Raw genomic sequence first — 24,641 nt, 5'->3', positions numbered from 1 at the left:
TTATTTCAGAATTTCCTGTTCTACGACATTTAAAATATCTTTTGCTACTTCATTTTTAGCTTTCAGAGCAAATTCCTTTCTGTCGTTTTCAGTGAAAATCTTGATTTTATTGGTGTCATTTTTAAATCCGGCGCCTTCATCACGAAGCGAATTCAGAACAATCATGTCGAGATTTTTTTTCTGGAGTTTTCCCAACGCATTTTCTTCCTCGTTTTGGGTTTCGAGCGCAAAACCGACTAAAAACTGTTTCGATTTTCTTTCGCCCATTGTTTTAAGGATGTCAGGATTTTTAACGAGTTCAATCGTTAAAGAATCATCATTTTTCTTGATTTTTTCGCTGGCGATTTCCTTTGGAGCGTAATCGGCTACCGCAGCACTTGCGATGGCAATGTCCGAAATTTCATAGTATTTAAAAACTTCATTAAACATTTCTTTCGCGGAGGTTACGCGGTGAATTTCGATATTAGGATGAGAAATACCCAAAGAGCTAGGTCCTGAAATCAAAATTACTTTTGCGCCGCGTCTTGCCGCTTCTTCCGCCAAAGAAAATCCCATTTTGCCTGAAGAATGATTTCCAATAAAACGTACAGGATCGATGGATTCATAAGTGGGGCCCGCCGTAATGAGCACTGTTTTCCCTTCTAAGCTTTTCGAAATTGTATTTGAAGTAAAAAAATCTTCAATGGTTTTAGAGATTTTTTCCGGTTCGGCCATTCTTCCCTGCCCAACCAGTCCGCTCGCCAGTTCACCCGTTTCAGCAGGAATAATGATGTGCCCGAAATCTTCAGCCAATTCTAAATTCTGTTTGGTTGAGGGATGTTCATACATGTCGAGATCCATAGCCGGCGCGATCATCACCGGACATTTTGCTGACATATAGGTTGCGATCACCAAATTATTGCAAATACCATGAACCATTTTAGCCAAAGTATTGGTGGTGCAGGGCGCAATTAAAATTAAGTCTGCCCAAAGTGCAAATTCCACGTGATTGTTCCAGGTACCGTTTTCTGAATAGAAATCTGAAAAAACCGGTTTCTTAGAAAGTGTGGAAAGCGTGAGTTTAGAAACGAAATTTTCCGCTGAGGGTGTCATCAAAACCTGCAGTTCCGCTCCCTTTTTTACAAGGTCGCGAATGAGGTAATTGATTTTGTATGCGGCAATTCCGCCGGTAACACAGATGAGGATTTTTTTTTCCTGAATTGCCATTTCGAGTGTTTTAAAGTCGAACGAATTTACTTAAATTTTTAGATATACCATTTCTAAAGGTTCAGTATAAGTTTTGCAAAAAAGAAAATCGCAGAAGCAGTAGTGCTTGTGCGATTTTTTTATATTGTCTGTAAAACGCTGCGATTAGTTTCTTTCGTCCGTATTTCTGAAATAAATTTCATCATCAAGCCATTCCTGGATTGCGATAGAAGTAGGTTTCGGAAGTTTTTCGTAGTGTTTTGAGATTTCGATCTGTTCTCTGTTTTCGAATACTTCTTCCAGAGTAGAATTATGAACAGCGAATTCATCTAATTTATTATGAAGTTCTGAGCGGATTTCAGCATTAATCTGCTCTGCTCTTTTCCCCATAATTACAATGGCTTCGTAGATAGAACCCACTTTTTCTTCAATTTTATCTTTGTCGTAAGTTATAGTACTTAATTCGGCTTTAGAATCTTTAACGCTCATTTTCAGTGAATTATTTTATTTAGAGTCTGCAAATATACAGCTTATTTTTGAATATTGAAAGTTGCTGCAGGAGCAGGGGTATTAAGCGCCGCGCTGTCTCTTTTGATCTGTCTGGCTTTCTTCTCGGCTTCTCTCTGGTCTTTTTCCAGGTTCAGTCTGGCTTCTTCCTCTTTCTGTTTATCCTGAAGTTCCTTTTTTCTAAGTTCTACTTTCTTCTCCAATTCCAGGAAGCTCTCTTTTTCTTTCTGAAGTTTAGCTCTTAGATCAACTGCGGTTTTCGCATTTTCGGTGTTCGGCATATCGCGTTCTACCTGTTTTGTGAAGGCCAAAGCATTTTCAATACGGTCTTTTTTGAGATCATAAACTGAATTTACAGCAAGTTCGTATTTCGAGTTTAAAATGTATTCGTAGATTTTCGGAGCCAGTTTAGTACTTGGGAAATCATTCAGAACATTTTCAAAAGCGACATTCGCTGCTTTATAATCTGCCATTTTATAGTACTGTCTGGCGTTTTCGTAAGCCTTGAATTCCAGTTTATAACTCAACTCATCGATGAGTTCGTTAATGTTTTTAGATTTCTCTGTATTCGGATAATTGTTCAGGAAGTTCTGGAGTTCATTAATTGCCAGTTCAGTACTCGTCTGATCAAGATTATAATCCATTGATCCTTCGTAATAACAAAGTGCCGACATGTAAGCCGCGTCTTCAGCGCGTGGATCCTGCGGGAAAGTCACCGAGAAATTTTTGAATTGGTGGCCTGCGAGTTTGTAATTTTTATCGTAGTAGTTGGCGTAGGCTGAGTTGTAAACAACATTTGGCGCATCGTCGGTACCGGCAACAAGGTTCGAAAGTCTTTCGTAAAGCGCAAGCGCGTCAGTCCATTTTTTCTTTTCGAAGTTCTCGTTGGCAACTTTCAGGATATAATCTTTGTCTGCGCTTTTCATCGCCATTTCCTGCTGTTTGTTACAGGCCGATAAAGCAAAAAAAGCAAGCAGTACTATCAAATATTTTTTCATAAATCTATTAAAGCGAAAATGATGGATTTTCATCTTCTGCGGTTCAGTCTGCAAAAATATAATTTTTTTATCAATAGATTTTTTTTTATGATAATTTAACTAATAATTTATCTGCATTTGATGTTTTACTACAAAATTGCGGTGAAATCAGTACGCGTTATAACCCAAAACGGAAAAAACAGTCACCAAAAGATTAGCCAGGACTTTCTGTTCAGCATCACGCAGATAATTTTCTTCTTTTCCTGCGACATATAATTCGTAGAAATTTTTGTTTCTGATGACGAAAAGCGATGAGCCCAAAATCAAGGTCAGAATATCTTCAGGTTTTGGTGCGTGGTGAAATACACCCGAAGCCACTCCTTTTTTTATAACATCATCAAGTTTCGACGTAAAAGTGGTGTAAAATTCGAGTAAATCATCTTTAAGATGCTCGGTATGGCGAAGTTCCTGGGTCACAAAACCATGGAAATAATTGAATTTAAAAAGCTGGTTCACTACATATTTCACCAGTTCTTTCATCTGCATTTCGGGTTTACCGTCTTTAATAACTTCCGCAAATTCGGCAAAACTCTCTCTGGTTTTCATCACGCGGTATCGGTAGAGATACGACATCATTTTCTCCTTCGAGCCAAAATAGTAAGAAATCATGGCTACGTTAATATTCGCCTGAGAAGAAATATCGCGGATCGAGGTTCCTTCAAATCCTTTTTTGGCGATTAATTTTTCGGCAACATCCAAAATATGAATCTGCTTTTCGGTAAATTTCTTCTTCATTTTTGTTATTTTACGTAAAGTTAAGAAATTATAAAGAATTTCAAACGAATGTTTAATGTTTTAAGGCCTTTTTTTAATAATTTTGAAGATGGGTTTTTTCGATTTCCATCACCACGATGCAGGTAAAAATTTGGGGATTTATAATTTGAAATTCAATGAAATTCCGCCAGAAAATTACTTTTCTGCGGGCATTCATCCTGATGCTGTTGCTGATGATTTTGAAGAAAAGTTAAATTGGTTGCTGAAGATTTCTGCCCATAAAAACTGTGTAGCAATCGGCGAGTGCGGACTTGATGGATTAATTGATGTTGACGAAAAACTTCAGCAAAAAGCTTTTTTAGCCCAGATCGAGATCGCCAATTCGCTTCAGAAACCTTTAATTATTCACTGTGTGAAAAGATTTTCGCAACTTCTTCAGTTCCGAAAAATGGCTAAAGTTCCCATGATTGTCCACGGTTTCAATAAAAGGAAAACGATTGGTGACGATCTCCTGAAAAATGGTTTCTGTTTAAGTTTTGGAAAATCAGTTTTGTATAATGTAAATTTGCAGGATTTTTTAAAAGACTTTCCGACTGAAGAATTATTTCTGGAAACTGATTCTTCAGATTTTGAAATCAAGGAGCTCTATCAAAAAGTTGCAGACCTCAAAAAGATCAGTTTAGAAGATTTAACACAGAAAATCAAAGAAAATCTCAAAAATTTACAAATTCCGATATAAAAATGCAGAAAAAATGGCTGGAGCGAACAGAGCTTCTTATCAAAGAACAGGGAATTAAAAAACTTCAGAACGCCAATCTCCTCGTGGTAGGTTTGGGTGGGGTAGGTTCTTTCGCTGCTGAATTTCTGGCACGTTCGGGAATCGGTAAAATGACCATAGTTGACGGTGACACTGTAGATATTACGAATATTAACCGTCAGCTGCCCGCGCTTCATTCAACTGTTGGGAAATCTAAAGTTGAGGTGGTTTCAGAAAGACTTCTCGATATTAATCCTGAACTTCAGCTGACTAAAATCAACGAATTCCTGAATCCAGAAAGAATGGAGGAGGTGATTGGCAGTGAAAAATTCGACTATATTCTCGACTGTATCGACAGTGTGACGCCAAAACTTGCACTTATCATCACCGCGAAACGAAAAAAAATAAAAATTGTTAGCTGTATGGGAGCTGGCGGAAAAATGGATCCTTCGAAGGTTATGGTTCGCGATATCAGCAAAACTTATAATTGTTTTTTGGCAAAAAATGTTCGCAAACGCCTGAAAAAAGAACAGATAAACAAAGGAATCCGCTGTGTTTTCTCCAACGAAATTCAGAATGAAGAAAGTTTGAAAATGACCGACGGCGCGAATTTTAAAAGGTCTTTTTACGGAACAAGCAGCTTTATGCCCGCAATTTTTGGGTTGTATGCCGCAGCCGAAGTTATTAACCACTTGCTCAAGAAAACAGATGACTGATTTCAAATTTCCTAAAGAGGAAAAACTTAAACATAAAAGGGAAATCGATCTTCTTTTCGCAAAAGGAAAATGGCAGACCTGCGGAAATTTGCGGATCATTTCTATTGATCTCGAGAAAAAACCTCAGGAAGGTTTTCTTATTTCAAACCAAAAATTTGGCGTCTCTGTTTCAAAAAGGTATTTTAAGAAAGCCGTTGACCGGAACCGGATCAAAAGATTGCTTCGCGAAACTTACCGACTGAACAAAGAAATTTTTACCGACGCTTTTGGGAAAAACTCAATTTCGATGATTTTCTGGGTTTCAAGTGAAAAACCAGTCAGTTATCGATCTCTGGAAGAAAATTTCATAACACTTTGTAAATCAAAAAAATAAAATTCCAGCTCGGAATACATTATTTTGTAAATTTGGTTTGTTAAATCTAAATTCAACAAATAATGTCAGATCAAATTCCTTTTCTTCCTTATATCATCAGCGCGTTCATCGGCATCGGTCTTGCCGCAGCTACAGGTTTCAGGGTTTTTATGCCCATGTTTGCGGTGAGTCTGGCTTCTTATTTAGGCTGGATTCCTATGAATGAAAGTTTTGAGTGGCTAGCCGGTTTGCCTACACTTATTACCACAGGAATTGCAATGATTGCTGAAATTCTTGCCTATTACATTCCTTTTATCGATCACCTTTTAGATACGATTTCAGTGCCTTTGGCTACAATCGCCGGTTCTGTAATGTTTGCCAGCCAGTTCGCCGATATCGGAACTTTTCCGCAATGGGCTTTAGCTTTAATTGCAGGCGGCGGAACTGCAGCAGCAATAAGTTCGGGATTTGCGGGAACGCGAGCTGCATCTACCGCCACAACTGGTGGTTTGGGGAATTCAGTTGTGGCAACTACCGAAACAGCCGGTGCAGGAATTATGTCGTTTCTGGCATTAGCAGCACCTGTAATTGCATTTATCGCTGCTGTTGCACTGATTATTACCGTTCTTGTTTTAGGAAAAAAACTTTGGCGGAAATTTCGGAATTTTAATTCAGACCGAAACGCAAAAGTCATTAATGTAGATGCGGTTGACCGAAAAAATTTAGAATAGCTGAAATTTTACTTCTGGAAAAACATCTTCACAGCGACGACCAGCATGAGAATTGCAAAAACTTTACGAAGCATTTCCTGTGAAAGTGTAATCGCAGTTTTACTGCCCAGATAACTTCCCAAAACAAAACCTGCACAGAGCAGAAGCGTTGTTTTAATATCGACATTTCCTGTTTTGTAATAGTTCATCACGCCCAGAATGCCGACAGGAAGAATTAGAAGTGCCAAGGTAGTTCCCTGCGCTTTATGTTGCGTAAATCCGAAGAGTAAAACCAAGACCGGAACCATCACAATGCCTCCGCCAATGCCCACCAAACCGCTTAAATAGCCGGCTAATAATCCCAACAATATAAGTCCGATAATAAGTGTCGCATCCATTTTCATGAGGTTTAGGTTATTTGTTTTGTCTTAAATCTTTAACGTAATTGATCTGTTCGGCGAAATGTGCTTCTTTTTCCGGATGTTTTTCCGATAAGATCTGGTACGCTTTGATGGCCTTGGAATACAGTTTCTGTTCAACGTAAAGTTTCGCAAGCGTTTCGGTCATCAGGTGCGAAATATTATCGCTTTTTTCCTTCACCACAAAATCAGATTCTTCTTTAAGTTTTGAAATTTTCGGTTCTTTTACGATGAAATTTTCAATGACGGTATTTTTTATTTCTGCTTTTGATATCGGTTTTTTGGCTGACTCGATTTTGCTTCTGTCGATTTTTAGCCAGTTTTGCCAGGTGTTGATGAAGGTTGGAACGTTGCTTTCTTCCGGTGTTGTTTTTTCTTCTGCAACTTGTTTTTCAGTTTCAGATTCAATCGGAGCTAAATTCTGCGAGAAAAATGAAACATTGAAGACAGGTCTTTCTTCTCGAATTTCAGTTTTTTCAGATGAGGTTTTTGGTTGGTCATTTGTGGTGTTTGCCTGTTCAGGAACTGGTTTTTGCTCTGCTTTATTTGCTGTATTACCAATTAACGCGTCAGGAGTGTTGCCTGAAAAAGACATTGGTTTCCATCCTCTTTCTTGTGTTGAACTCGTGTTTTCAATGGTATTATGCGCTTTTTCCTCTGCCTGGATTTCAATTTTTTCTTCCGAAATTTCTGTGTTTTTGGTTTCTGAAACAGATGGTTCAGGCTTGGCAATATTGAAATTCTGAGTTTCAGAGAAGTTAACGTCAGTGTTTGAAATTTCTTCCTCCTTTTCCTTAGGTTTTACCTTTTTTCCCGCTTTCATTTTTGCTTCCACTTCAGCAATAAGACGCTGCATCTCGATCTCATGTTTGTTTGGTTGAGGTTCAGGAGCTTTGTAAGATATTGGTTCTGAGTGTTTAGGTGCAATTTTTATATCAGCAAAAAATTCTTCCGTAGCGTGAAAACTGATTTCAGCCGGATTTTCTACCGTATCGGTTTTCTCCGAAATTTTTTCTTCTTCTTCTTCAATAATTGTTTCTACTGATAAATTCTCTGTTTGTTGGATTTCGGTTTCTCCAGAAATACTTGGTTGAGTTGACGGTAAGAACTCATCAGTTTCCTGAAAATTAACTTCTGCAGCATCAACCGCAATTTGTTCATTAGTATCAACGGTTTCGGAAATTGGATCTTCCTGTGTTTCTGATTGAATTTCATCAATAATTTCCGTTTCTTCAGGAGTTGTTTCTACTTCAACAGTTTCAATTACTTTATTTTGGGTAACGATTTGCCCTGATTCCAATGTAGATTCAAGATCAATGACTTCGCTTTTTTCATCCAGAAAATTATCTTCCCCTTCAAATAAAATTCTGTTCAACTCACCGTTTACATATACAGGTTTGGGAAGTTCGGTGGGTTCAGATTTAATTTTACCGAAGACTTCTTTATGTTTTTCTTCCTTTTTAATGTATTGATAATCAGTTTTTAATGCACTGGTTGTTGTTTCTGCTGAATTCCTGTTAATAAACTGATAAAGTATTTTTTTATCGGTGGTATAAGCAGCGGTAGTCGAAAGTGTATGCTGGTATACTTCCGGGTCGAATTTGTGGATGCCGAACAGGTGCAACGCTCTTATACTCTGTATATAAGGGTGTTTTTTTATTTCAGAATTCAGGATTTCCAAATCTTGAGACTGAAATAATTCGGGATTTTTTATTAATTCTAAAATTCTTGCGTTCATTACCAGTTGGCTACAATATCGTTAAAAATTTTATTGATGATTCTCTCGTTCACTACTTTTACCTGTGAAGCTTCAATTGCGTTGATATCAAGGTCGCTGCTGAAAACTGCTTCATCAGAGTATGTTCTGTCGAAACTTTTATCTGGCTCTATTTTGTTCTCGTAATGTACTTTTACAGTGATTGTTAACTTGTTTTGTGCTGCCTGAATGTTTCCGCCCGGAGCGTTTACTGCAGAAGAAATTGTAGTGGGAGTAATCGAATAATCGGTGATTTCACCCTCAATTAAAATATCAGGATTTTCTGCGGCGCCCTTTAAAGTGGTTCTCTGTAAAAAGCGGTTCTGTATATCGGTAGAAAACTGCTGTGCCAAATTTGGATTCATGAGTGCCGCATTGTTCGGGAAATCTTTTATCTGAATCGTTTTAGTTTCAGGGCTCAGAGATGAACCGGTAAAACTGTAGCAGCTCTGAAGAAAAAAGAAAAAAGAGAACAAACAAAAACTTAAAGATCGTCTTAATTTCATATGAATTCTGATGGTATGCATTAATCTTCTAAATTATATTGTTTGATTTTTCTGTAAAGTGTTCTCTGAGAAATCCCCAATTCGTCAGCAGCCTTGTTTCTTCTGCCTTTGTGTTTCTCTAAAGCCTTGACAATCAGTTCACGCTCATTATTTTGAAGCGAGAGAGAATCTGGTTTTGTTTCCTCGATCTCAATATCTTCCACATCATCGTACTCATTATTTCCTTCTGAAATAATCGTTGGATTTTGAAACTGATTTGCATTATGGTTTTCAAAATAAAGCAGCGATCCGGAATTCTGAACCTGCGTTTCCGGCGTAAAAACCCGGTTGATGAGATTTTTTTCCTGACTGCTGAAATCGCTGTTTCCCCGATTTTTTATGAGTTCCGAAGTTAGCGATTTTAAATCATTCAAATCATTCCGCATGTCGAAAAGTATTTTGTACATGATTTCTCTTTCAGAATTAAATTCTGAATTCGATATTCCGCCGCCGTTTTTCTGTACTACTGCCGGAAGATTTGTAGAAGTAGGAATGTATTCTGCAAGTTTTACAGAATTTACCGTTCTGTTCTGCTCAACCACCGTCATCTGTTCCACCAGATTCCGCAACTGCCGAACATTTCCGGGGAAAGGATATTTTTCGAGGTAATTCACTGCATCTTCGGTCAGAACAAGTTCGGGCATGCGGTATTTTTCAGCAAAATCGATTGCAAATTTCCTGTATAGTAAATGAATATCTCCTTTTCTTTCTCTCAACGGCGGCATGTCGATTTGCACAGTGTTCAAACGGTAATACAAATCTTCGCGGAATCTGCCGTCATTAATGGCATTCAGCATGTTTACATTCGTGGCAGCCACAATTCTTACATCGGTTTTCTGGATTTGTGAAGAACCCACTTTCATAAATTCGCCGCTTTCCAGCACACGAAGTAAACGAACCTGGGTTTGGAGAGGTAATTCACCCACTTCATCAAGGAAAATTGTTCCGCCGTTCGCAACCTCAAAATATCCTTTTCTGGTAGAAGTTGCTCCGGTAAACGCACCTTTTTCATGCCCGAAAAGTTCAGAATCAATTGTTCCTTCAGGGATTGCGCCACAGTTGACCACAATATAAGGCTGGTGCTTCCGTCTGGATTCGCTATGGATAATCTTCGGAATAAATTCTTTCCCCACACCGGATTCACCCATCACCAATACCGAAATGTCGGTTGGCGCGACCTGTATTGCTTTTTCAAGAGCCCGGTTAAGAGCCGGATAGTTTCCGATAATACCGAAACGGGTTTTTATGGATTGTAAATCTGTCATTTTTTTAATTTCAAAGTTTTCAAAACGGTTAAAGAGATTTACGTCAATAATCTTATACCGTAATCTCAGCTGCGGTTGTCCCCAAAAGCGTTCCCTGGGTGTTTCCGTGAACAAAAACAGACACAATGTCGCCTAACTTCTGGCCTTCGATTTTATCGAAAACACAAACAGCGTTCTGCGAGTTGCGACCTTTCCACTGGTTTTCGTTTTTTCGGGAAGTGCCTTCAATCAGTACTTCGTGAATTCTTCCGACATAACTCTGCATTCTTTTTCTAGAAAGTTCCCCCTGAAGCGCGATCACTTCTGCTAATCGTCTTTGTTTTACATCAGCAGGTACATCGTCTTCCATTTTTTTATGGGCTGGCGTTCCCGGTCTTTCGGAATAAGCGAACATGTAGCCATAATCGTACTCCACTTCTCGCATAAGGGAAAGGGTAAGTTGATGATCTTCTTCAGTTTCGCCGCAGAAACCAATAATCATATCCTGAGAAAAAGAGATATCGGGAACGATTTCTTTTCCTTTCTTAATTAAATCCAAATATTCCTGGCGGGTGTGTTGGCGGTTCATTTTCTCTAAAATCCTGTCGCTTCCGCTTTGTACCGGAAGGTGAACATATTTGCAGATATTATGGTGGTTCGCTATCACTCTGAAAACCTCTTCCGTCATTTCATGCGGATTGGAGGTAGAGAATCGGATTCTCATTTCAGGAACAGCAACCGCAACCATATCAAGAAGCTGTGCGAAATTTACTGCAGTAAGTTTTTGCATTTCCGATGCGTTTTTGAAATCTTTTTTCGGTCCGCCTCCGTACCAAAGATAGGAATCCACATTCTGGCCGAGAAGCGTAATTTCTTTATATCCGTTATTCCACAACTCTTTACATTCGTTGATGATCGAATGAGGATCGCGGCTTCTTTCGCGCCCGCGGGTAAACGGAACCACGCAGAACGTACACATATTATCGCAACCCCGCGTAATCGTTACAAAAGCGGTAACACCGTTCCCGCCTAAACGGACTGGGTTGATGTCGGCATATGTTTCTTCTTTCGAGAGGATTACGTTGATGGCATCGCGGCCGCCATCGGTCTCTTTTAAAAGATTTGGCAGATCTCTGTAAGCATCAGGTCCTACAACTAAATCAACCAGTTGCTCTTCTTCCAGGAATTTTGTTTTCAGTCTTTCGGCCATGCAGCCCAATACGCCAACTGTGAGATTGGGTTTTGCTTTCTTTAAATTTTTGAACTGAGACAGACGCATTCTCACTGTTTGCTCAGCTTTTTCACGGATAGAGCATGTGTTTAATAAAATTAAATCTGCTTCTTCCTGATTTAGTGTCGTGTTGTATCCCTGTTCGCTGAGAATGGAGGCAACGATCTCAGAATCAGAGAAATTCATCTGGCATCCGTAACTTTCCAGAAAAAGTTTTTTGGAATTCTGTGGCTTCTCTGCAATAGCAAATGCTTCACCCTGTTTGGTTTCGTCTATATATTTTTCCTGCACAATTAATGATTTGAAATACGAATTTAAGATTTGAGGTTTCAAACTTTAATTCAAATTTGTTAAGGGTGCAAAGATAAGAATTTTAGTGACAGAATGGCAGAAAAATTTAATCCATTGTAAAGGCTAAAGGTAATTTGAAATGGTATCTCACCGGAATCCCGTGGATGTTTCCCGGAGTCCATTTGTTACGGATTTGAGATATGCTTTTTACCACCATATCGTCGAACGCCTTTAATCCAGAAGATTCGGCGAGTTTCACATTGCTTATTTTACCGTCGGTTTCTACGACAAACGTTACGGTAAGTCTGAATGTTCCGGTGAAAGTGAACCGGGAAAGATCGATACTTTGGAATACTTTTTTGCGAAAATTGTTGATGCCGCCTTCGTAAGTGGCCATTTCCATATCATTTACAGGATCGTAACCTTCTTTTAAATCCTGAAAAAGTTCATGAGGAATAATCCAGAAGCTGGTGAGAGCTGCGACTTTGTTTCCGTCTACCACAGCGGGATTCCAGCCGGTTAAGTATTTGGCAACTTCTTTGGTAAGTGCAAAGGCACATTTGTTTTTCTCTAAACTTTCAGCGTCTTCGCTTTTAACATACTTTATTTTTTTGTCGGGATACACTACGATCCGGAAACTGAAAGCTTCATTTTTGTTTTCGCAAGGCTGCATCTTCTTATCAATTAAAACCTGATGGAAATCTTTGTAAAACTGAACATTTCCGCCAACATAATCGGTTTGTCCGGTAGGATATTTATCGTATATGTCCTGTGAAAAAGCAGTTGAATAGAGAAAAAGCGAAAGAAAGAGTAAAAATTTAGGGTTCATAGAAAAATATTAGCGCAATGTTAAATCAAGAGTCGGACGGAATCTTTTTGGCCAAGTTCTTAAATTGTCTTAGTGGTAAATGACAATGGCATTCTGAATAAAAATTTTATTGGAACTCCGTGTAAAGTTGCTGGTTTCCACTTGTTTTTTATCTTTTTAATAGTACGCAGAATCATTTCATCGTATTCTTTGAGACCAGATGAATTTTCTAATTTTAATTCCTCCATTTCTCCTTGCTCATTCAGTACAAATAAAACAATGACGGTAACTTTGCCCTTGCCCTTTACGTAAAAATCCTGCGGATCTGCTCTCTTCATCACTTCTTTTCTGAATGCATCAATTCCACCTTCATAAGTGGGATTTACTATGATGTCATCCGCATTATAATCGTTTTTAAAATTATCAAAAAAAGCATCCGGATAAATATAATAGTGCGCTACAGCTGCTTTGTTATTACCATTAATTTTTGCCGAAACCCAGCCAGGCATATTTTTTACAACTTCTTTTGTAAGCTCCCGGGCACATTTGTTTTCAGGTTTATGTAATTTTTCGGGATCATAAAGCACCGCTGTGTCATTTTCCAGCACTACAACGTCTGCGGACAGAAATTCATTTTTGTTTTCGCAGGGTTTAAGTTTTTTTTCAAGCAACACTTTCTGAAAATCTTTATAAAAATTTGTTCTGCCTCCGAGGTAGCTGTGCTGATCTTTGGGAAAATATATCAGTTGAGTTTGGCCGCTTAAAAAACTGCTGATAAAGAGAAATAAATAGAATAACTTCATTCAATAATATTTTCATAAATATAAAAAAAAACTTTGCACCGAATGCAAAGTTTAATTTTTTTAGAGATCGAAACTTTCTGTCCTGAAATTTATTTTCTGTCTCAGCTTAGAATCAACCGGCGAACCGTTGCAGGTTGCGGGCGTAAATTTCGGATTCATCTTCCTCAGTGCGAGTTCAATATCGCGGTAAAGCAGGTTGCTGTTAGGCACTTCGGGTTTTAATTCCAAACGCTGCAGATTCCCATTTTTACTGATGTTAATGATCAGCTCGAAAGTGCCGTTTACGGAGTAAAATCCTGTATCCAAATAGCCACGCATATTTTTTAAAAGCGTCTGCTTGAAGGCATTTTCGCCACCGGGGAACTGGGCGTAAACCGCATTTTCGCATTTGAGACGATAAAATTCAAGAGGATTATTCAGGTCATAAGAAATCGCAAGTTTTCCGGCTTCTGTAGTGTTTTCGGAGATGTCATTGTCTTCTACAAGGTATTGCGCCTGCAACAATGTGGCTGAAAAGAGTAAAAGTATTAAGAAATTTTTCATTGTTTTAAAATTTTATTAAAGTTACCTCTTTTTAAGCAAACACCCGATTTTACAAGTGTTTTTTACAGTACCTCGATCTGATTTTTCAGTAAATCTTCGAACTCATCGCGTTTTCTGATAAGGTGCGCTTTACCGTCAAGAAATAAAACTTCTGCAGGTTTAAGTCTTGAGTTAAAGTTGGAACTCATTTCAAAGCCATAAGCTCCGGCATTTCTAAAAACCAGAATGTCGCCTTCGCGAACTTCGTTCAGTTTTCTGTCCCATGCGAAAGTGTCGGTTTCGCAGATGTTTCCGACCACAGTGTAAATTCTTTCAGCACCTTTTGGGTTCGAAAGGTTTTCAATAATGTGATACGAATCGTAAAACATCGGACGGATCAGGTGGTTGAAACCAGAGTTAATTCCTGCGAAAACCGTAGCAGTAGTCTGTTTGATGACATTCGTTTTTACGATAAGATGCCCGCTTTTACTCACGAGATATTTCCCAGGTTCGAACCAAAGTTCGAATTTCTTTCCGGAGTTTTTTGAGAATTCAGCAACGGCTTTCTCTACTTTTTTGCCCAATTCTTTCACGTCGGTTTCCATATCGCCTTCCTGGTAAGGAACTTTGAAGCCACTTCCCATGTCCAGATATTTCAGATTCGGGAAATGTTCCGCTAATTCAAACATAATTTCCAAACCTTGGAGGAAAACATCAGGATCTTTTATTTCGCTTCCGGTATGCATGTGAAGTCCTTCTACATTGATATTGGTGGTTTTCATCACCCTTTCAATATGCCGGAGTTGATGAATGGAAATACCAAATTTAGAATCGATATGGCCTGTAGAAATCTTATAATTTCCACCGGCAAAAATGTGTGGATTAATTCTTACGAAAATTGGGTAGGCATCGCCATATTTGTTTCCGAACTGCTCCAAAATCGAAATATTATCGATGTTGATATGTACTTTCAGCGTCATGGCTTCCTCAATCTCTGCAAGATCAACGCAGTTCGGCGTAAAAAGAATTTTCTTTGGTTCGAAACCAGCTTTTAAACCCAGTTTTACCTCGTTAATGGAAACACAATCCAGGCTTCCGCCAAGATTTTTCACATATTTTAAGATGTTGATGTTCGAAAGTGCTTTACAAGCGTAGAAAAACCGTGTGCTCTTGTGGAATGAAGACGTGAGTTTTTCGTATTGAATTTTAATGGATTCTGCATCATAGACATACGTAGGTGTGCCATATTCAGCGGCTATTTTCAATAAATCCTGGTTGGTCATTGTAGTAAATTGTTAAGTGTTACAGTCGAAACCTGAGGCTAATTTCTGGTTTGGAAACAGAGCCTAAACATCAGATTAAAATCTTAAGAAGTTGCAAATGTAGAAATTTTGCAGAAAAAAATTATTTAGGAAGAGGCTGAATTTCAAAATCTTCTCGCAAAAGGGCCAATTTTAAATCATTTTGCAGATCTGCGGTGGTCGTATTAAGGTCGATTTTCAGTGCTGTAATTTTTTTCCAGGAATTGATTTGCGTGTGAAGTTCGTAGAAACCATACGCTGTAAGTTTGCCTTTTTCAAAAATAACAAATGATTTTTCGCCCAGGGTTCTGCCTCCGGAAAGCCACATTTCGTTGCGGTTTTTCAGACTTAATGTTTTAATCAATTCTTGTGGGTCGACATATTTTTCCTGAGTGTTGATGAAGCTTACCGCTTTTAAACCCTGGGTAAAAGAACTGAATTTCAGGATTGGTTTTTCGGTTTTCTCACTGGCGACTTTTTCCACAAAATATTTTCCGCTTTTATGATAAAGTCCAAACGGAAGATTTTCGCGTTTGCGCAATCCTTTGGTTTTCATCATCAGTTTTGCAAGAATATCGTTTCCTGTGAGTTCGTACTGAATATGCTCTACCTCATCCTGCAGTTGTTTCCAGCGTTTGGACTTAGAATTGAACATCATTTTCGCGAATTTGCTCAGATCATCTACAAAGTCGAAGAAGATAATTTTTCCTTCGGCATTCTGCAGGTAAATTATCCCTCTTTCAAACGGTAAATCCTGAGTTAAATCCCTGATTTTGTTGAGATAAGACTTTGAATTTAATTCTTCATGGTGTTGCTGAATAATTTCGGAATCTTTATCCTTAATCATCAAAAGCTTAAAAAGATCTAGGGTCGCACGCGCATCGCCGGAAGCGCGATGGGCATCTACCAAAGGAATTCCCAAGGATTTTACGAGTTTTCCTAAAGAATAACTTTCTGCTTCGGGAATGAGCTTCTTAGCCAGCGGAATGGTGTCTAATGTATTGATTTTGAAATCATAACCTAATCTTTTAAATTCCTGGCGAAGCATTCGGTAATCAAACTCAATATTATGTCCGACTAAAGTGGTATTGGCAGTAATTTCGACAACTCTTTTTGCGATTTCATGAAATTTTGGTGCAGTTTTCACCATTTTGGGTGAAATATTGGTTAATTTCTGAACAAACGGCGTAATATCGCTCTCTGGATTCACCAATGAGATAAATTGGTCTACGATTTCGTGACCATCATATCTGTACACTGCAATTTCAATAATGCTTTCTTTCCTGAAACCTGCTCCGTTACTTTCTATATCAATTACTGAATACATTTTTTCTTTTTCTGGCATCAGTTTTTGGATTCCCAAAAAACAGGTGCAATTTTACCTTTTTCTTCCGCCCAAACCAAACATTCCCAGTACAAATTTTGCGCCTTCGCGCGCAAGGGTAGTCGTGAAGGTTCGTCCGGCGCGTGATTTCATCACTGATTCGAACATTCCGGGCTCTTCTTTTACAGGCTTTGATTTTTGAGTAGGTGCTGCATTCTGAACGGCCTGTTCCATTCTGCTGGTGAGCATTTCGTAAGCAGAGTCCTTATCGAGATTTTCTTCGTATTTTGCTACAAGTGCCGAGCGGCTGGTTAAATCTGTAACTTCGGATTCATCCAGAATATCCATTCTTGATTCTGGAGAAATGAGATACGTATGAACCAATGGCGTAGGAATTCCTTTTTCATCGAGCGCCGTAATAAAAGCTTCCCCAATCCCGAGATTCTGAATCAGTTCATCGGCCTTGTAATATTCTGTAATCGGGTAATTATCAACTGCTTTCGAAATCTCTTTTCTGTCTTTCGCGGTAAATCCGCGCAATGCGTGCTGAATTTTCAGACCAAGTTGGGAAAGTACATTTTCGGGAACATCACCGGGGATTTGAGTGATGAAATAAATCCCGACGCCTTTAGACCTGATCAGTTTCACCATGGTTTCAATCTGGTTGAGCAGTGTTTTTGAAGCTTCCTTGAAAATCAGATGTGCTTCATCAATGAAAAGCACCAGCTTGGGTTTACCGGAATCGCCTTCTTCCGGAAAAGTCATATAAATTTCAGCAAAAAGAGAAAGCATGAAAGTTGAAAACAGCTGAGGTTTGCTCTGGATATTTCCTACTCTCAGTATATTTACCACGCCTTTTCCGTCTCTTTGGTGCAGTAAATCCTCCACATCGAAACTTGGCTCTCCGAAAAACTGGGCTGCTCCCTGTTGTTCCAAAGCTACAATTGACCGAAGAATTGCACCCAAAGATGCGGGAGAAATAGATCCATAATTATTGGCTAAATCTGCTTTTCCCTGCGGATTATCAGTGACATACTGCAGGACTTTTTTCAGATCTTCGAGGTCGATAAGCGGCAAACCTTTGTCATCGCAATATTTGAAAACGATAGAAATAATGCTTTGTTGGGTATCATTCAGTTCCAGAATTTTCGAAAGTAAAATGGGTCCGAACTCCGTTACTGTTGCGCGGAGTTTAACACCTTTTTCACCGGAAATCGACATCAGTTCCACCGGAAAAGCCTGTGGCTGATAGGTAAGTTTTGTTTTTGCATAACGCTCGCTGATGTTCTTATTTTCTTCACCGGGTTCAGCAATTCCCGAAAAGTCACCTTTAATATCTAAAACTAAAGACGGAATTCCTTTGTGGGAAAGCTGTTCTGCAAAAGCCTGCAAAGTTTTTGTTTTTCCTGTTCCGGTAGCGCCGGCGATAAGGCCGTGTCTGTTAATGGTTTTCAGGGGAAGGGTAACATTTACTTCAGGTATAACTTCACCATCGAGCATCCCCTTTCCCAATATTATGAAATCTCCTTTTGGAGAATATCTTGCCGAAAGCTCTTCAATAAATTTCGCTTTATCTGCCATGTTGAATTAAGTTTTATTTTATAAAGATAAAAAATATTGAAAGACTTCAGAATTTTTCCTACAGATTAGTAGTTAAGGTGCTGATGAAAATCATTTTTAATCCGGATGAAAAAGTCTTAAATTTGGATTGTCAAAATGAAACGGTTTTTTCTTACCATATTATCCGCATTAATTTTTCTGGCAAGTTTTCAGAATTCACTGATTTTGGTCGATTATCAGATCAACAGAGATTTCTATGAAATCCATTGCGTGAACAAGGCAAAGCCCGAGCTAAACTGCCATGGTAAATGTGAGATGCAGAAAGAAAGCAGCAAAAACGAATCTTTGTTAAAAGTCGTTAAATACAGTTTCGAATTTAATATTTTACCTTCTCACCAACCAGAATTGGCATCCTCCAAGAATCCAGATTTCAAAACCATTCAGCAGATCAATACATATAAAAATTTAGGTATGCTGAAAGTTTATCTGAATATTCTTCCGCATCCGCCACAAGTATAAATTTCATTTATCGGGCTGTTCACTTTTGGGCAGCAAATTTTAATTTTTTTAAGACTTTGTCCTTAAAAGCATTTCCTCCATTCTAAAATTTATAAAAAATGAAATTTTCACTAAAAATATTCGTGGCATTCGTTGCGCTTTCAATCTTCCTTATTTCCTGCAGAACATCAGATGATCCTGTTACACCGCCATCAGTTAACGAACTTGAAGGGTTGGTTAAGGTTAAAGAATTTTCAAATGACACCCACACCATCGAACTTTATACCGTTACCGGAACGACACAATTAGGTTATAACGACCTGAAATTCAGGATTAAAAGCAAATCCAGCAATCAGTACGAAAAAAACGCGTCAGTAAACTGGAGTCCCGTGATGCACATGACTTCAATGAGCCATTCCGGGCCGAAGTCTTCAATTACCAAAGTAACCCCAGATGGCACTTTGTATACCGGCTATCTTGTCTTCCAAATGCCACAAAACGCGACGGAATACTGGGATTTGAAATTTGATTATTCCATTAACGGAACGGCTTATACTGCAACCACTGTTGTTGATGTTCCTGATTCAGCAAAAAGAAGGGTAAACTCGTTTTTAGGTAGTGATAACACGAAATATATTGTTGCGTATATCGAACCCAGAACACCAAAAGTTGCTGTAAATGACATGACTCTTGGAGTTTGGAAAATGCAGGATATGATGACTTTTCCTGTGGTTGACGGTTACACCGTGAAAATCGATCCCAGAATGCCGGGAATGGGAAATCACGGCTCGCCAAATAACGTGAACGCTACCCAAACTTCACCCGGAAAACTGTATAACGGAAAACTTTCGCTTACCATGACCGGTTATTGGAAGATTAATCTGCAACTCGCAAACGCAGCCGGAACAGTGTTGAAAGGTGAAGAAGTTACAGACCAAAATCCTGCATCGTCACTGTTTTTCGAAATCGAGTTCTAAGATCAATACCTGTTTTCGTAGTCTTTTAGCAAAATCTGAATGTCCGTTTTTGAAGGATTGGTTTCCTGAAGTTGGTTATTTTATCCAGCCTGAACGGACATTTCTTTCATTTTTGAATACAAATTATAATGAAAAAGAATTTCGTCCTGATTTCAATACTTATTTCTGTGGCAGCCGCTGCTCAAAACATCAATCCGGATTCTCTGCAGCACCACAGCATTCAGGAAGTTGTGGTTATCGGTACCAACCGAATTTCTGCGAAGGATTCCAAACCCCTGAGTTCCATTGACGAATATCTGCAGAAATCAGCAAAAATAGAAATGATCAAGCGCGGAGCCTACGCCTGGGAACCGCTGCTGAACAATATGCCAACCGAAAGAACGGTAATTACCATTGACGGTATGAGGATTTTCGGGGCATGTACAGATAAAATGGACCCTGTAACTTCTTATGTGGAAATATCGAATCTTTCAGAAGCGGAAATCAGTTCAGGACAGGCTGGAACAGCGCATGGCAACACGATTGGCGGAGCAATTGATCTGAAAAGAAACCGGACAGGATTTGGTGAAAAAAAATGGAGTTTCGGTGTAAATTCAGGCTTTGAAAGCGTTAACAGACAGAAGATTTTCGGCGGTTCAGCGGCCTATAAAGCGCCAAAGTTCTTTGCAGATTTTAATGTGATGTCCAGAGATGCTGATAATTATAAGGCTGGCGGTGGTACAGATGTTCCATATTCACAATTCCGAAAAATTAATTTTTCAGGAAATTCCGGAGTTAAATTAGGCGACAATAAAATGCTCGAAGCCTCCGTGATTTACGATAAAGCTACCGATGTAGGTTATCCGGCTTTGCCTATGGACATTTCACTGGCTGAAGCGCTGATCAGTTCAGTAAAATTCCAGCTCGTTCCCGTTTCAGATTTCTTCACCAACTGGGAAACTAAGGTTTATTTTAATAACATCACGCACAGAATGGATGATACCAAACGTCCCGCAGTTCCCATACATATGGATATGCCGGGTTGGAGCAAGACTTTTGGTTATTTTACCAACCTTTATGCGGAGTTGCCCGACCATCACTTTACCGTAAACCTTAACGGTTTTTCGAATTTGTCAACGGCTGAAATGACCATGTATCCAGCCAATTCCAACGAAAAACTGATGTTTATGTACACGTGGCCTCAGGTGAGAACATTATTTCAGGGGATCTATCTTGATGATCATTTTAATCTGAACGGAAATTCTTCGCTTCAGATTTCAGGATCGCTGGGTTTCCATTCAAATAGAGTGGAAAGTGAATTTGGACTGAACAGTCTACAGATTTTTTACCCAGAAATGGATGGCCAGAAAAACCGTCTGCTGAAAAGCATTTCTGCAAAATATAAGTATTCAGTAAATATGTTTGAATTCGGTTTTGGTGGTGGTTACGGCGACCGCGCTCCTTCGGTATCGGAAGGATATGGTTTTTACCTTTTCAACAGTGCCGAAAAGTACGATTATGTCGGGAATCCCAACCTTAATAATGAATCGTCGCTGGAAGCCAATGCTTTTGCCGCCTTTAAAAATGAAAAATTTTCAGTAAAACTTTCTTCCAGTTATTTCCATATTTCAGATTATATCGTTGGAAAAGTTATTGGAGGACTCGTACCGATGACGATTGGTGGAAAGGGTGTAAAACAATATGGCTCTCTGGATTATGCCACAATTTTTAATGCAGATCTCAATACGCAGGTTCAGCTTTTTTCTTTTCTAAAATGGAATTCGCAGTTTACCTATGCCCGCGGAAAGGATTACCGCAAAGAAAATCTTCCGTTTATGAGTCCGTTGAGTTACCGTTCGGCATTACAATTTTACAAAAACAAATTCTCCGCAGAATTTTCAGTTTTCGGCAATTCCAGATACCGTGATTTTGCAGCTGTTTACGGTGAAACAGAAACGCCGGACTACACAATCTTTAATGTTAATGCAGGTTATCAGTTCAGCTTTAACGGGGTGAAAGTTTTAACTAAAATTGGCGTTGAAAATATATTCGACCGACTTTACACAACGTATGCTGACTGGAACAAAATTCCGCGTCCCGGAAGAAATTTTTACCTTAATCTGAATCTGAATTTTTAAAATCTTTAATTCAAAAATCACATATCGACCCCGAAAAAGGCAGATATTTTTAGTAAATTTGTTAACCATCAAAAAATGAAAATCATGAAAAGGGATTTAATTATTGGGCAGCTTATCGCAGAACAGCGTAAGGTTATTGAAAGTTTACAGCAATCTGTAAATCAATATAGAACCGCTTCGGATATGGATGAAGAAAGCACGCACGATCCGGAAGATTTTTCTCATCAGACCCAGGCTAAAGATATGCAACTGCGGTTCGAAAAGATGTTGAGCGAGGCCGAAGAAAATCTTAGTTTTTTGATGAACGAGAAAGAATCAAGTCACCATATGATCGAAAAGGGAAGTGTAATCGAAACCGATAAAAACTTTTTATTCGTCGGAATTTCGGTGCCGGTTTTCGACATTGATGGCAAACAGGTGATTTCTTTTTCCGATAACGCGCCAATATATGAAGGATTCAAAGGAAAAAAAATTGGCGACCGAGTTAAGATTGGTGATAATTCATATGAAATACAGTCCATTGGGTAAAATTGAATACAGTTGGGCTGTAACAAAGGTTACGCTGGTTTTTAATTTAATAAGTTAGTTTTGCCAAAAAATAATTGATGGAGTTTTTAGGATATTTTTCGGCAATCGTAATAGGCCTGGTAATGGGTCTCATTGGTGGTGGTGGAAGTATTTTGAGCGTGCCGGTTTTCGTGTATGTATTTGGTTTCGATGCAGTTACTGCTACCGCGCTGTCGTTATTTGTTGTAGGAATTACGAGTTTGGTAGGCTCGGCAGGTTTCATCAGACAGAAACAGATTGATTTTAAAACAGCATTTACGTTCGGGATTCCATCGATTTTGGGCGTTTTGTTTTCACGCAGGCTGATTCTGCCACATTTACCAGAATATATCATTAACCGGTGGGGAATAACACTCACCAAAGATATGTTTCTGCTTTTGCTTTTTGCAATTTTAATGCTGATTGCCTCGTATAAAATGATCAGAAAAAATGAAAGGCCAAGATTGCAGAGTTTCGAAGATACCAACTATACCATTTTAATTTCGCAAGGACTTTTGGTAGGAATTATCACAGGATTAATTGGTGCCGGTGGAGGATTTTTAATTGTTCCCGCACTGGTTATGCTGCTGGGTCTGCACATGAAAAAAGCGGTAGCTACTTCACTTTTTATCATTTCAATGAATTCTATTCTGGGATTCATCAGCACCATGGAGATGGTGAGCCATGACTGGGGATTTCTACTTGGCTTCACAGGTTTATCCGTAGTGGGCATCTTCGTGGGTATTGCCGTTTCCAAAAAAATGGATGGCCGAAAACTAAAACCGCTGTTTGGATGGATCATTTTGGGAATGGGCATTTTTATTATCATCAAAGAAGTATTTTTAAAACAACAATTTTAGATATGAAAAATATACTCGTCGCAGGTTTCGCATTGTTTTTAATGAATTCCTGTACCAAAACAGAAACCAATTCAGCTTCAACAGAAAATGAAAAATCTCCTGAAATAGGACTTGTACAAAAACCTTTAACACTGAAAAGCGCTACAGGTGAAGAAATTTCGGTAACCTATTTCTCTGAAGGTGATGCAGTTGCTGTAAAAATTCAGAAAGCTGGAGAGGAAGAACAGAAGCTATCTGCCAAAACAGTGAACCCAAGCGGTAATCCTATTTTTACAAATGAGGAATTTATGTGGGAGCTCACACAGGAAGGCCAGGCCGGTAAGTTGTCTGACAAAGACGGTAATGTTACCGAATATAACTAATTCAAAATGCTATAATCAATTATTTCGATTGATCGGTTGGTGTATATTGTGAGCAATTTCACCAAATTTGCATGGGTTAAAAAAAATTACCATGAAAATAGAACAAATATATACAGGATGTCTCGCACAGGGTGCATATTATATCGTTTCTGAAAATGAAGCAGCCATCATCGATCCGTTGCGGGAAACAAAACCTTACCTCGAAAGGCTTGAGAAAGATGGGGTAAAACTCAAATATATTTTTGAAACACATTTTCATGCAGATTTTGTATCGGGACACTTGGATCTTTCAAAAAAAACTGGTGCACCAATTGTGTACGGGCCAACAGCAGAACCGGATTTTGATGCGATAATTGCAGAAGATAATCAGATTTTTACCATAGGAAAAATTAAAATTAAAGTGCTGCACACGCCAGGACATACTATGGAAAGTTCAACTTTTCTCCTGATTGATGAATCTGGAAAAGAAACCGCAATTTTCTCTGGCGATACCTTGTTTTTAGGGGATGTAGGCCGCCCGGATCTCGCACAGAAAGCTGCGCACATGACTCAGGAAGAGTTGGCCGGCTTACTTTACGACAGTCTTCAGAACAAAATTGTTCCGCTTGCTGATGACATCACGGTTTATCCGGCACACGGAGCAGGTTCAGCGTGCGGAAAAAATATGCAGAAAGAAACTGTGGACACTTTGGGGAATCAAAAAAAGACCAATTATGCACTGAAACAGCCCAATAAAGAATCTTTTGTAAAAGAAGTTTTAGACGGACTTTCGGCGCCGCCCCAGTATTTTGGGATGAATGTCGCCATGAATAAAGGTGGCTACGATGATTTCGAAAATGTACTCGAAAAAGGTAAAAATCCATTGAACGCAGAAGATTTTGAAAAAACAGCCGAAGATTCTGGCGCATTGATTCTCGATACCCGAGCTGCGGCCGATTTTCACAAAGGATTTATTCCAAACTCCATCAATATCGGGCTGAAAGGAGATTTCGCACCGTGGGTTGGGGCCATGATTGTAGATGTAAGGCAGCCCATTCTTTTGGTATGCGAAAATGATACGGAAGAAGAGGTGATTACAAGGCTGTCAAGAGTTGGTTTTGATCATGTTTTGGGATATCTGGAAGGTGGTTTTGAATCCTGGAAAAATTCAGGTAAGGAAATTGACACGATTCAAAGAATTTCTGCCGAAGAATTTGCTGAAAAATACAATGAAAATTCAAAAGTAATTGATGTAAGAAAAGAATCCGAATATGAAGCAGAACATGTAAATGAAGCCTTCCGAAGACCGCTTTCCGAAATTAACGATTGGGCTGGAACTCTGGATAATGACGAGCATTTATTCATTCACTGTGCCGGCGGATACCGCAGTATGATTGCCGCCAGTATTTTAAATTCAAGAGGAATTAGGAATTTCACAGAAATAGAGGGTGGTTTCAATAAAATAAATGAGACGAGTGTGCCAAAAAGTAATTTTGTTTGCCAAAGCAAAACTTTGTAAG

The 24,641-nt window shown here is 38.9% G+C and carries 26 protein-coding genes; 11 read left to right on the top strand and 15 right to left on the bottom strand.

Going from position 1 to position 24,641, the window contains the following annotated elements:
• The 4 genes from coaBC to CDW55_RS03270 form a co-directional block, all read right to left on the bottom strand.
• Positions 1–1,206 carry a bifunctional phosphopantothenoylcysteine decarboxylase/phosphopantothenate--cysteine ligase CoaBC gene (coaBC, locus tag CDW55_RS03285; protein WP_088468284.1) on the bottom strand — a complete coding sequence of 402 codons (1,206 nt, stop codon included), beginning with the start codon at positions 1,204–1,206 and terminating at the stop codon, positions 1–3.
• 144 nt (positions 1,207–1,350) lie between these two features.
• Positions 1,351–1,674 carry a DNA-directed RNA polymerase subunit omega gene (locus CDW55_RS03280; protein WP_088468283.1) on the bottom strand — a complete coding sequence of 108 codons (324 nt, stop codon included), beginning with the start codon at positions 1,672–1,674 and terminating at the stop codon, positions 1,351–1,353.
• A gap of 41 nt (positions 1,675–1,715) precedes the next feature.
• Positions 1,716–2,690, bottom strand: a complete 975-nt coding sequence (bamD, locus tag CDW55_RS03275; RefSeq protein WP_088468282.1) for an outer membrane protein assembly factor BamD — start codon at positions 2,688–2,690, stop codon at positions 1,716–1,718.
• A 147-nt stretch (positions 2,691–2,837) separates the two neighbouring features.
• Complete coding sequence (locus tag CDW55_RS03270; RefSeq protein ID WP_088468281.1) at positions 2,838–3,464, bottom strand: TetR/AcrR family transcriptional regulator; 627 nt, start codon at positions 3,462–3,464, stop codon at positions 2,838–2,840.
• An 88-nt stretch (positions 3,465–3,552) separates the two neighbouring features.
• Here CDW55_RS03270 and CDW55_RS03265 point away from each other — a divergent pair, with 88 nt between their 5' ends.
• The 4 genes from CDW55_RS03265 to CDW55_RS03250 all read left to right on the top strand — a co-directional run bounded on the left by CDW55_RS03265 (position 3,553) and on the right by CDW55_RS03250 (position 5,999).
• Positions 3,553–4,182 (top strand): TatD family hydrolase, encoded by a 630-nt coding sequence (locus CDW55_RS03265; RefSeq protein WP_088468280.1) that lies wholly within the window; start codon positions 3,553–3,555, stop codon positions 4,180–4,182.
• Positions 4,183–4,184: 2 nt separating this feature from the next.
• Positions 4,185–4,916 (top strand): ThiF family adenylyltransferase, encoded by a 732-nt coding sequence (locus CDW55_RS03260; protein ID WP_088468279.1) that lies wholly within the window; start codon positions 4,185–4,187, stop codon positions 4,914–4,916.
• On the top strand, positions 4,909–5,289 hold the full coding sequence (gene rnpA, locus CDW55_RS03255) for a ribonuclease P protein component (RefSeq protein WP_088468278.1): 381 nt from the start codon (positions 4,909–4,911) through the stop codon (positions 5,287–5,289). Before CDW55_RS03260 ends, rnpA begins: the two co-directional genes overlap by 8 nt.
• A 62-nt stretch (positions 5,290–5,351) precedes the next feature.
• Positions 5,352–5,999, top strand: coding sequence for a DUF4126 domain-containing protein (locus tag CDW55_RS03250; RefSeq protein ID WP_088468277.1), 648 nt, complete (start codon positions 5,352–5,354; stop codon positions 5,997–5,999).
• Positions 6,000–6,007: 8 nt separating this feature from the next.
• On the opposite strand, the gene CDW55_RS03245 is transcribed toward CDW55_RS03250, so the two are convergent.
• From CDW55_RS03245 to CDW55_RS03195, 11 genes are all read right to left on the bottom strand, one after another.
• Complete coding sequence (locus CDW55_RS03245) at positions 6,008–6,376, bottom strand: sulfite exporter TauE/SafE family protein (RefSeq protein WP_228399596.1); 369 nt, start codon at positions 6,374–6,376, stop codon at positions 6,008–6,010.
• 16 nt (positions 6,377–6,392) lie between these two features.
• Positions 6,393–8,135, bottom strand: a complete 1,743-nt coding sequence (locus CDW55_RS03240; protein WP_088468275.1) for a hypothetical protein — start codon at positions 8,133–8,135, stop codon at positions 6,393–6,395.
• Positions 8,135–8,659, bottom strand: coding sequence for an LptE family protein (locus CDW55_RS03235; protein ID WP_088468692.1), 525 nt, complete (start codon positions 8,657–8,659; stop codon positions 8,135–8,137). The genes CDW55_RS03240 and CDW55_RS03235 overlap by 1 nt, the downstream gene beginning before the upstream one ends.
• Before the next feature lie 20 nt (positions 8,660–8,679).
• On the bottom strand, positions 8,680–9,963 hold the full coding sequence (locus tag CDW55_RS03230) for a sigma-54 interaction domain-containing protein (RefSeq protein WP_088468274.1): 1,284 nt from the start codon (positions 9,961–9,963) through the stop codon (positions 8,680–8,682).
• 52 nt (positions 9,964–10,015) lie between these two features.
• On the bottom strand, positions 10,016–11,464 hold the full coding sequence (gene miaB / locus CDW55_RS03225) for a tRNA (N6-isopentenyl adenosine(37)-C2)-methylthiotransferase MiaB (RefSeq protein WP_088468691.1): 1,449 nt from the start codon (positions 11,462–11,464) through the stop codon (positions 10,016–10,018).
• Between the two features lie 106 nt (positions 11,465–11,570).
• Positions 11,571–12,293, bottom strand: a complete 723-nt coding sequence (locus CDW55_RS03220) for an energy transducer TonB (protein ID WP_088468273.1) — start codon at positions 12,291–12,293, stop codon at positions 11,571–11,573.
• Between the two features lie 59 nt (positions 12,294–12,352).
• Positions 12,353–13,075 carry an energy transducer TonB gene (locus CDW55_RS03215; RefSeq protein ID WP_088468272.1) on the bottom strand — a complete coding sequence of 241 codons (723 nt, stop codon included), beginning with the start codon at positions 13,073–13,075 and terminating at the stop codon, positions 12,353–12,355.
• 60 nt (positions 13,076–13,135) lie between these two features.
• Positions 13,136–13,618, bottom strand: a complete 483-nt coding sequence (locus CDW55_RS03210) for a hypothetical protein (protein WP_088468271.1) — start codon at positions 13,616–13,618, stop codon at positions 13,136–13,138.
• 62 nt (positions 13,619–13,680) lie between these two features.
• Positions 13,681–14,880, bottom strand: a complete 1,200-nt coding sequence (gene lysA, locus CDW55_RS03205; protein WP_088468270.1) for a diaminopimelate decarboxylase — start codon at positions 14,878–14,880, stop codon at positions 13,681–13,683.
• 121 nt (positions 14,881–15,001) lie between these two features.
• Positions 15,002–16,225 (bottom strand): PolC-type DNA polymerase III, encoded by a 1,224-nt coding sequence (locus tag CDW55_RS03200; RefSeq protein WP_088468690.1) that lies wholly within the window; start codon positions 16,223–16,225, stop codon positions 15,002–15,004.
• A 51-nt stretch (positions 16,226–16,276) separates the two neighbouring features.
• Positions 16,277–17,803, bottom strand: coding sequence for a helicase HerA-like domain-containing protein (locus CDW55_RS03195; protein ID WP_088468269.1), 1,527 nt, complete (start codon positions 17,801–17,803; stop codon positions 16,277–16,279).
• A 135-nt stretch (positions 17,804–17,938) separates the two neighbouring features.
• On the opposite strand from CDW55_RS03195, the gene CDW55_RS03190 reads away from it, so the two are divergent.
• From CDW55_RS03190 to CDW55_RS03160, 7 genes are all read left to right on the top strand, one after another.
• Complete coding sequence (locus CDW55_RS03190; RefSeq protein WP_088468268.1) at positions 17,939–18,301, top strand: hypothetical protein; 363 nt, start codon at positions 17,939–17,941, stop codon at positions 18,299–18,301.
• Between the two features lie 98 nt (positions 18,302–18,399).
• The gene (locus CDW55_RS03185; RefSeq protein WP_088468267.1) at positions 18,400–19,257 is read left to right on the top strand and encodes a hypothetical protein; all 858 of its coding nucleotides are present in this window, start codon (positions 18,400–18,402) and stop codon (positions 19,255–19,257) included.
• A 128-nt stretch (positions 19,258–19,385) separates the two neighbouring features.
• Complete coding sequence (locus tag CDW55_RS03180) at positions 19,386–21,374, top strand: TonB-dependent receptor plug domain-containing protein (protein ID WP_088468266.1); 1,989 nt, start codon at positions 19,386–19,388, stop codon at positions 21,372–21,374.
• An 84-nt stretch (positions 21,375–21,458) separates the two neighbouring features.
• On the top strand, positions 21,459–21,902 hold the full coding sequence (locus tag CDW55_RS03175) for a hypothetical protein (protein ID WP_088468689.1): 444 nt from the start codon (positions 21,459–21,461) through the stop codon (positions 21,900–21,902).
• Positions 21,903–21,979: 77 nt separating this feature from the next.
• The gene (locus CDW55_RS03170) at positions 21,980–22,780 is read left to right on the top strand and encodes a sulfite exporter TauE/SafE family protein (RefSeq protein WP_088468265.1); all 801 of its coding nucleotides are present in this window, start codon (positions 21,980–21,982) and stop codon (positions 22,778–22,780) included.
• A 2-nt stretch (positions 22,781–22,782) separates the two neighbouring features.
• Entirely contained in the window at positions 22,783–23,142 is a 360-nt protein-coding gene (locus tag CDW55_RS03165) for a hypothetical protein (RefSeq protein ID WP_088468264.1), read from the top strand.
• 91 nt (positions 23,143–23,233) lie between these two features.
• Positions 23,234–24,640 carry an MBL fold metallo-hydrolase gene (locus CDW55_RS03160; RefSeq protein WP_088468263.1) on the top strand — a complete coding sequence of 469 codons (1,407 nt, stop codon included), beginning with the start codon at positions 23,234–23,236 and terminating at the stop codon, positions 24,638–24,640.
• The last annotated feature ends 1 nt before the right edge of the window (position 24,641 follow it).

Source organism: Chryseobacterium sp. VAUSW3 (assembly GCF_002205795.1).
Taxonomy (GTDB): Bacteria; Bacteroidota; Bacteroidia; order Flavobacteriales; family Weeksellaceae; genus Kaistella; species Kaistella yananensis.
This window is presented reverse-complemented; position numbering and strand designations above follow the sequence as displayed.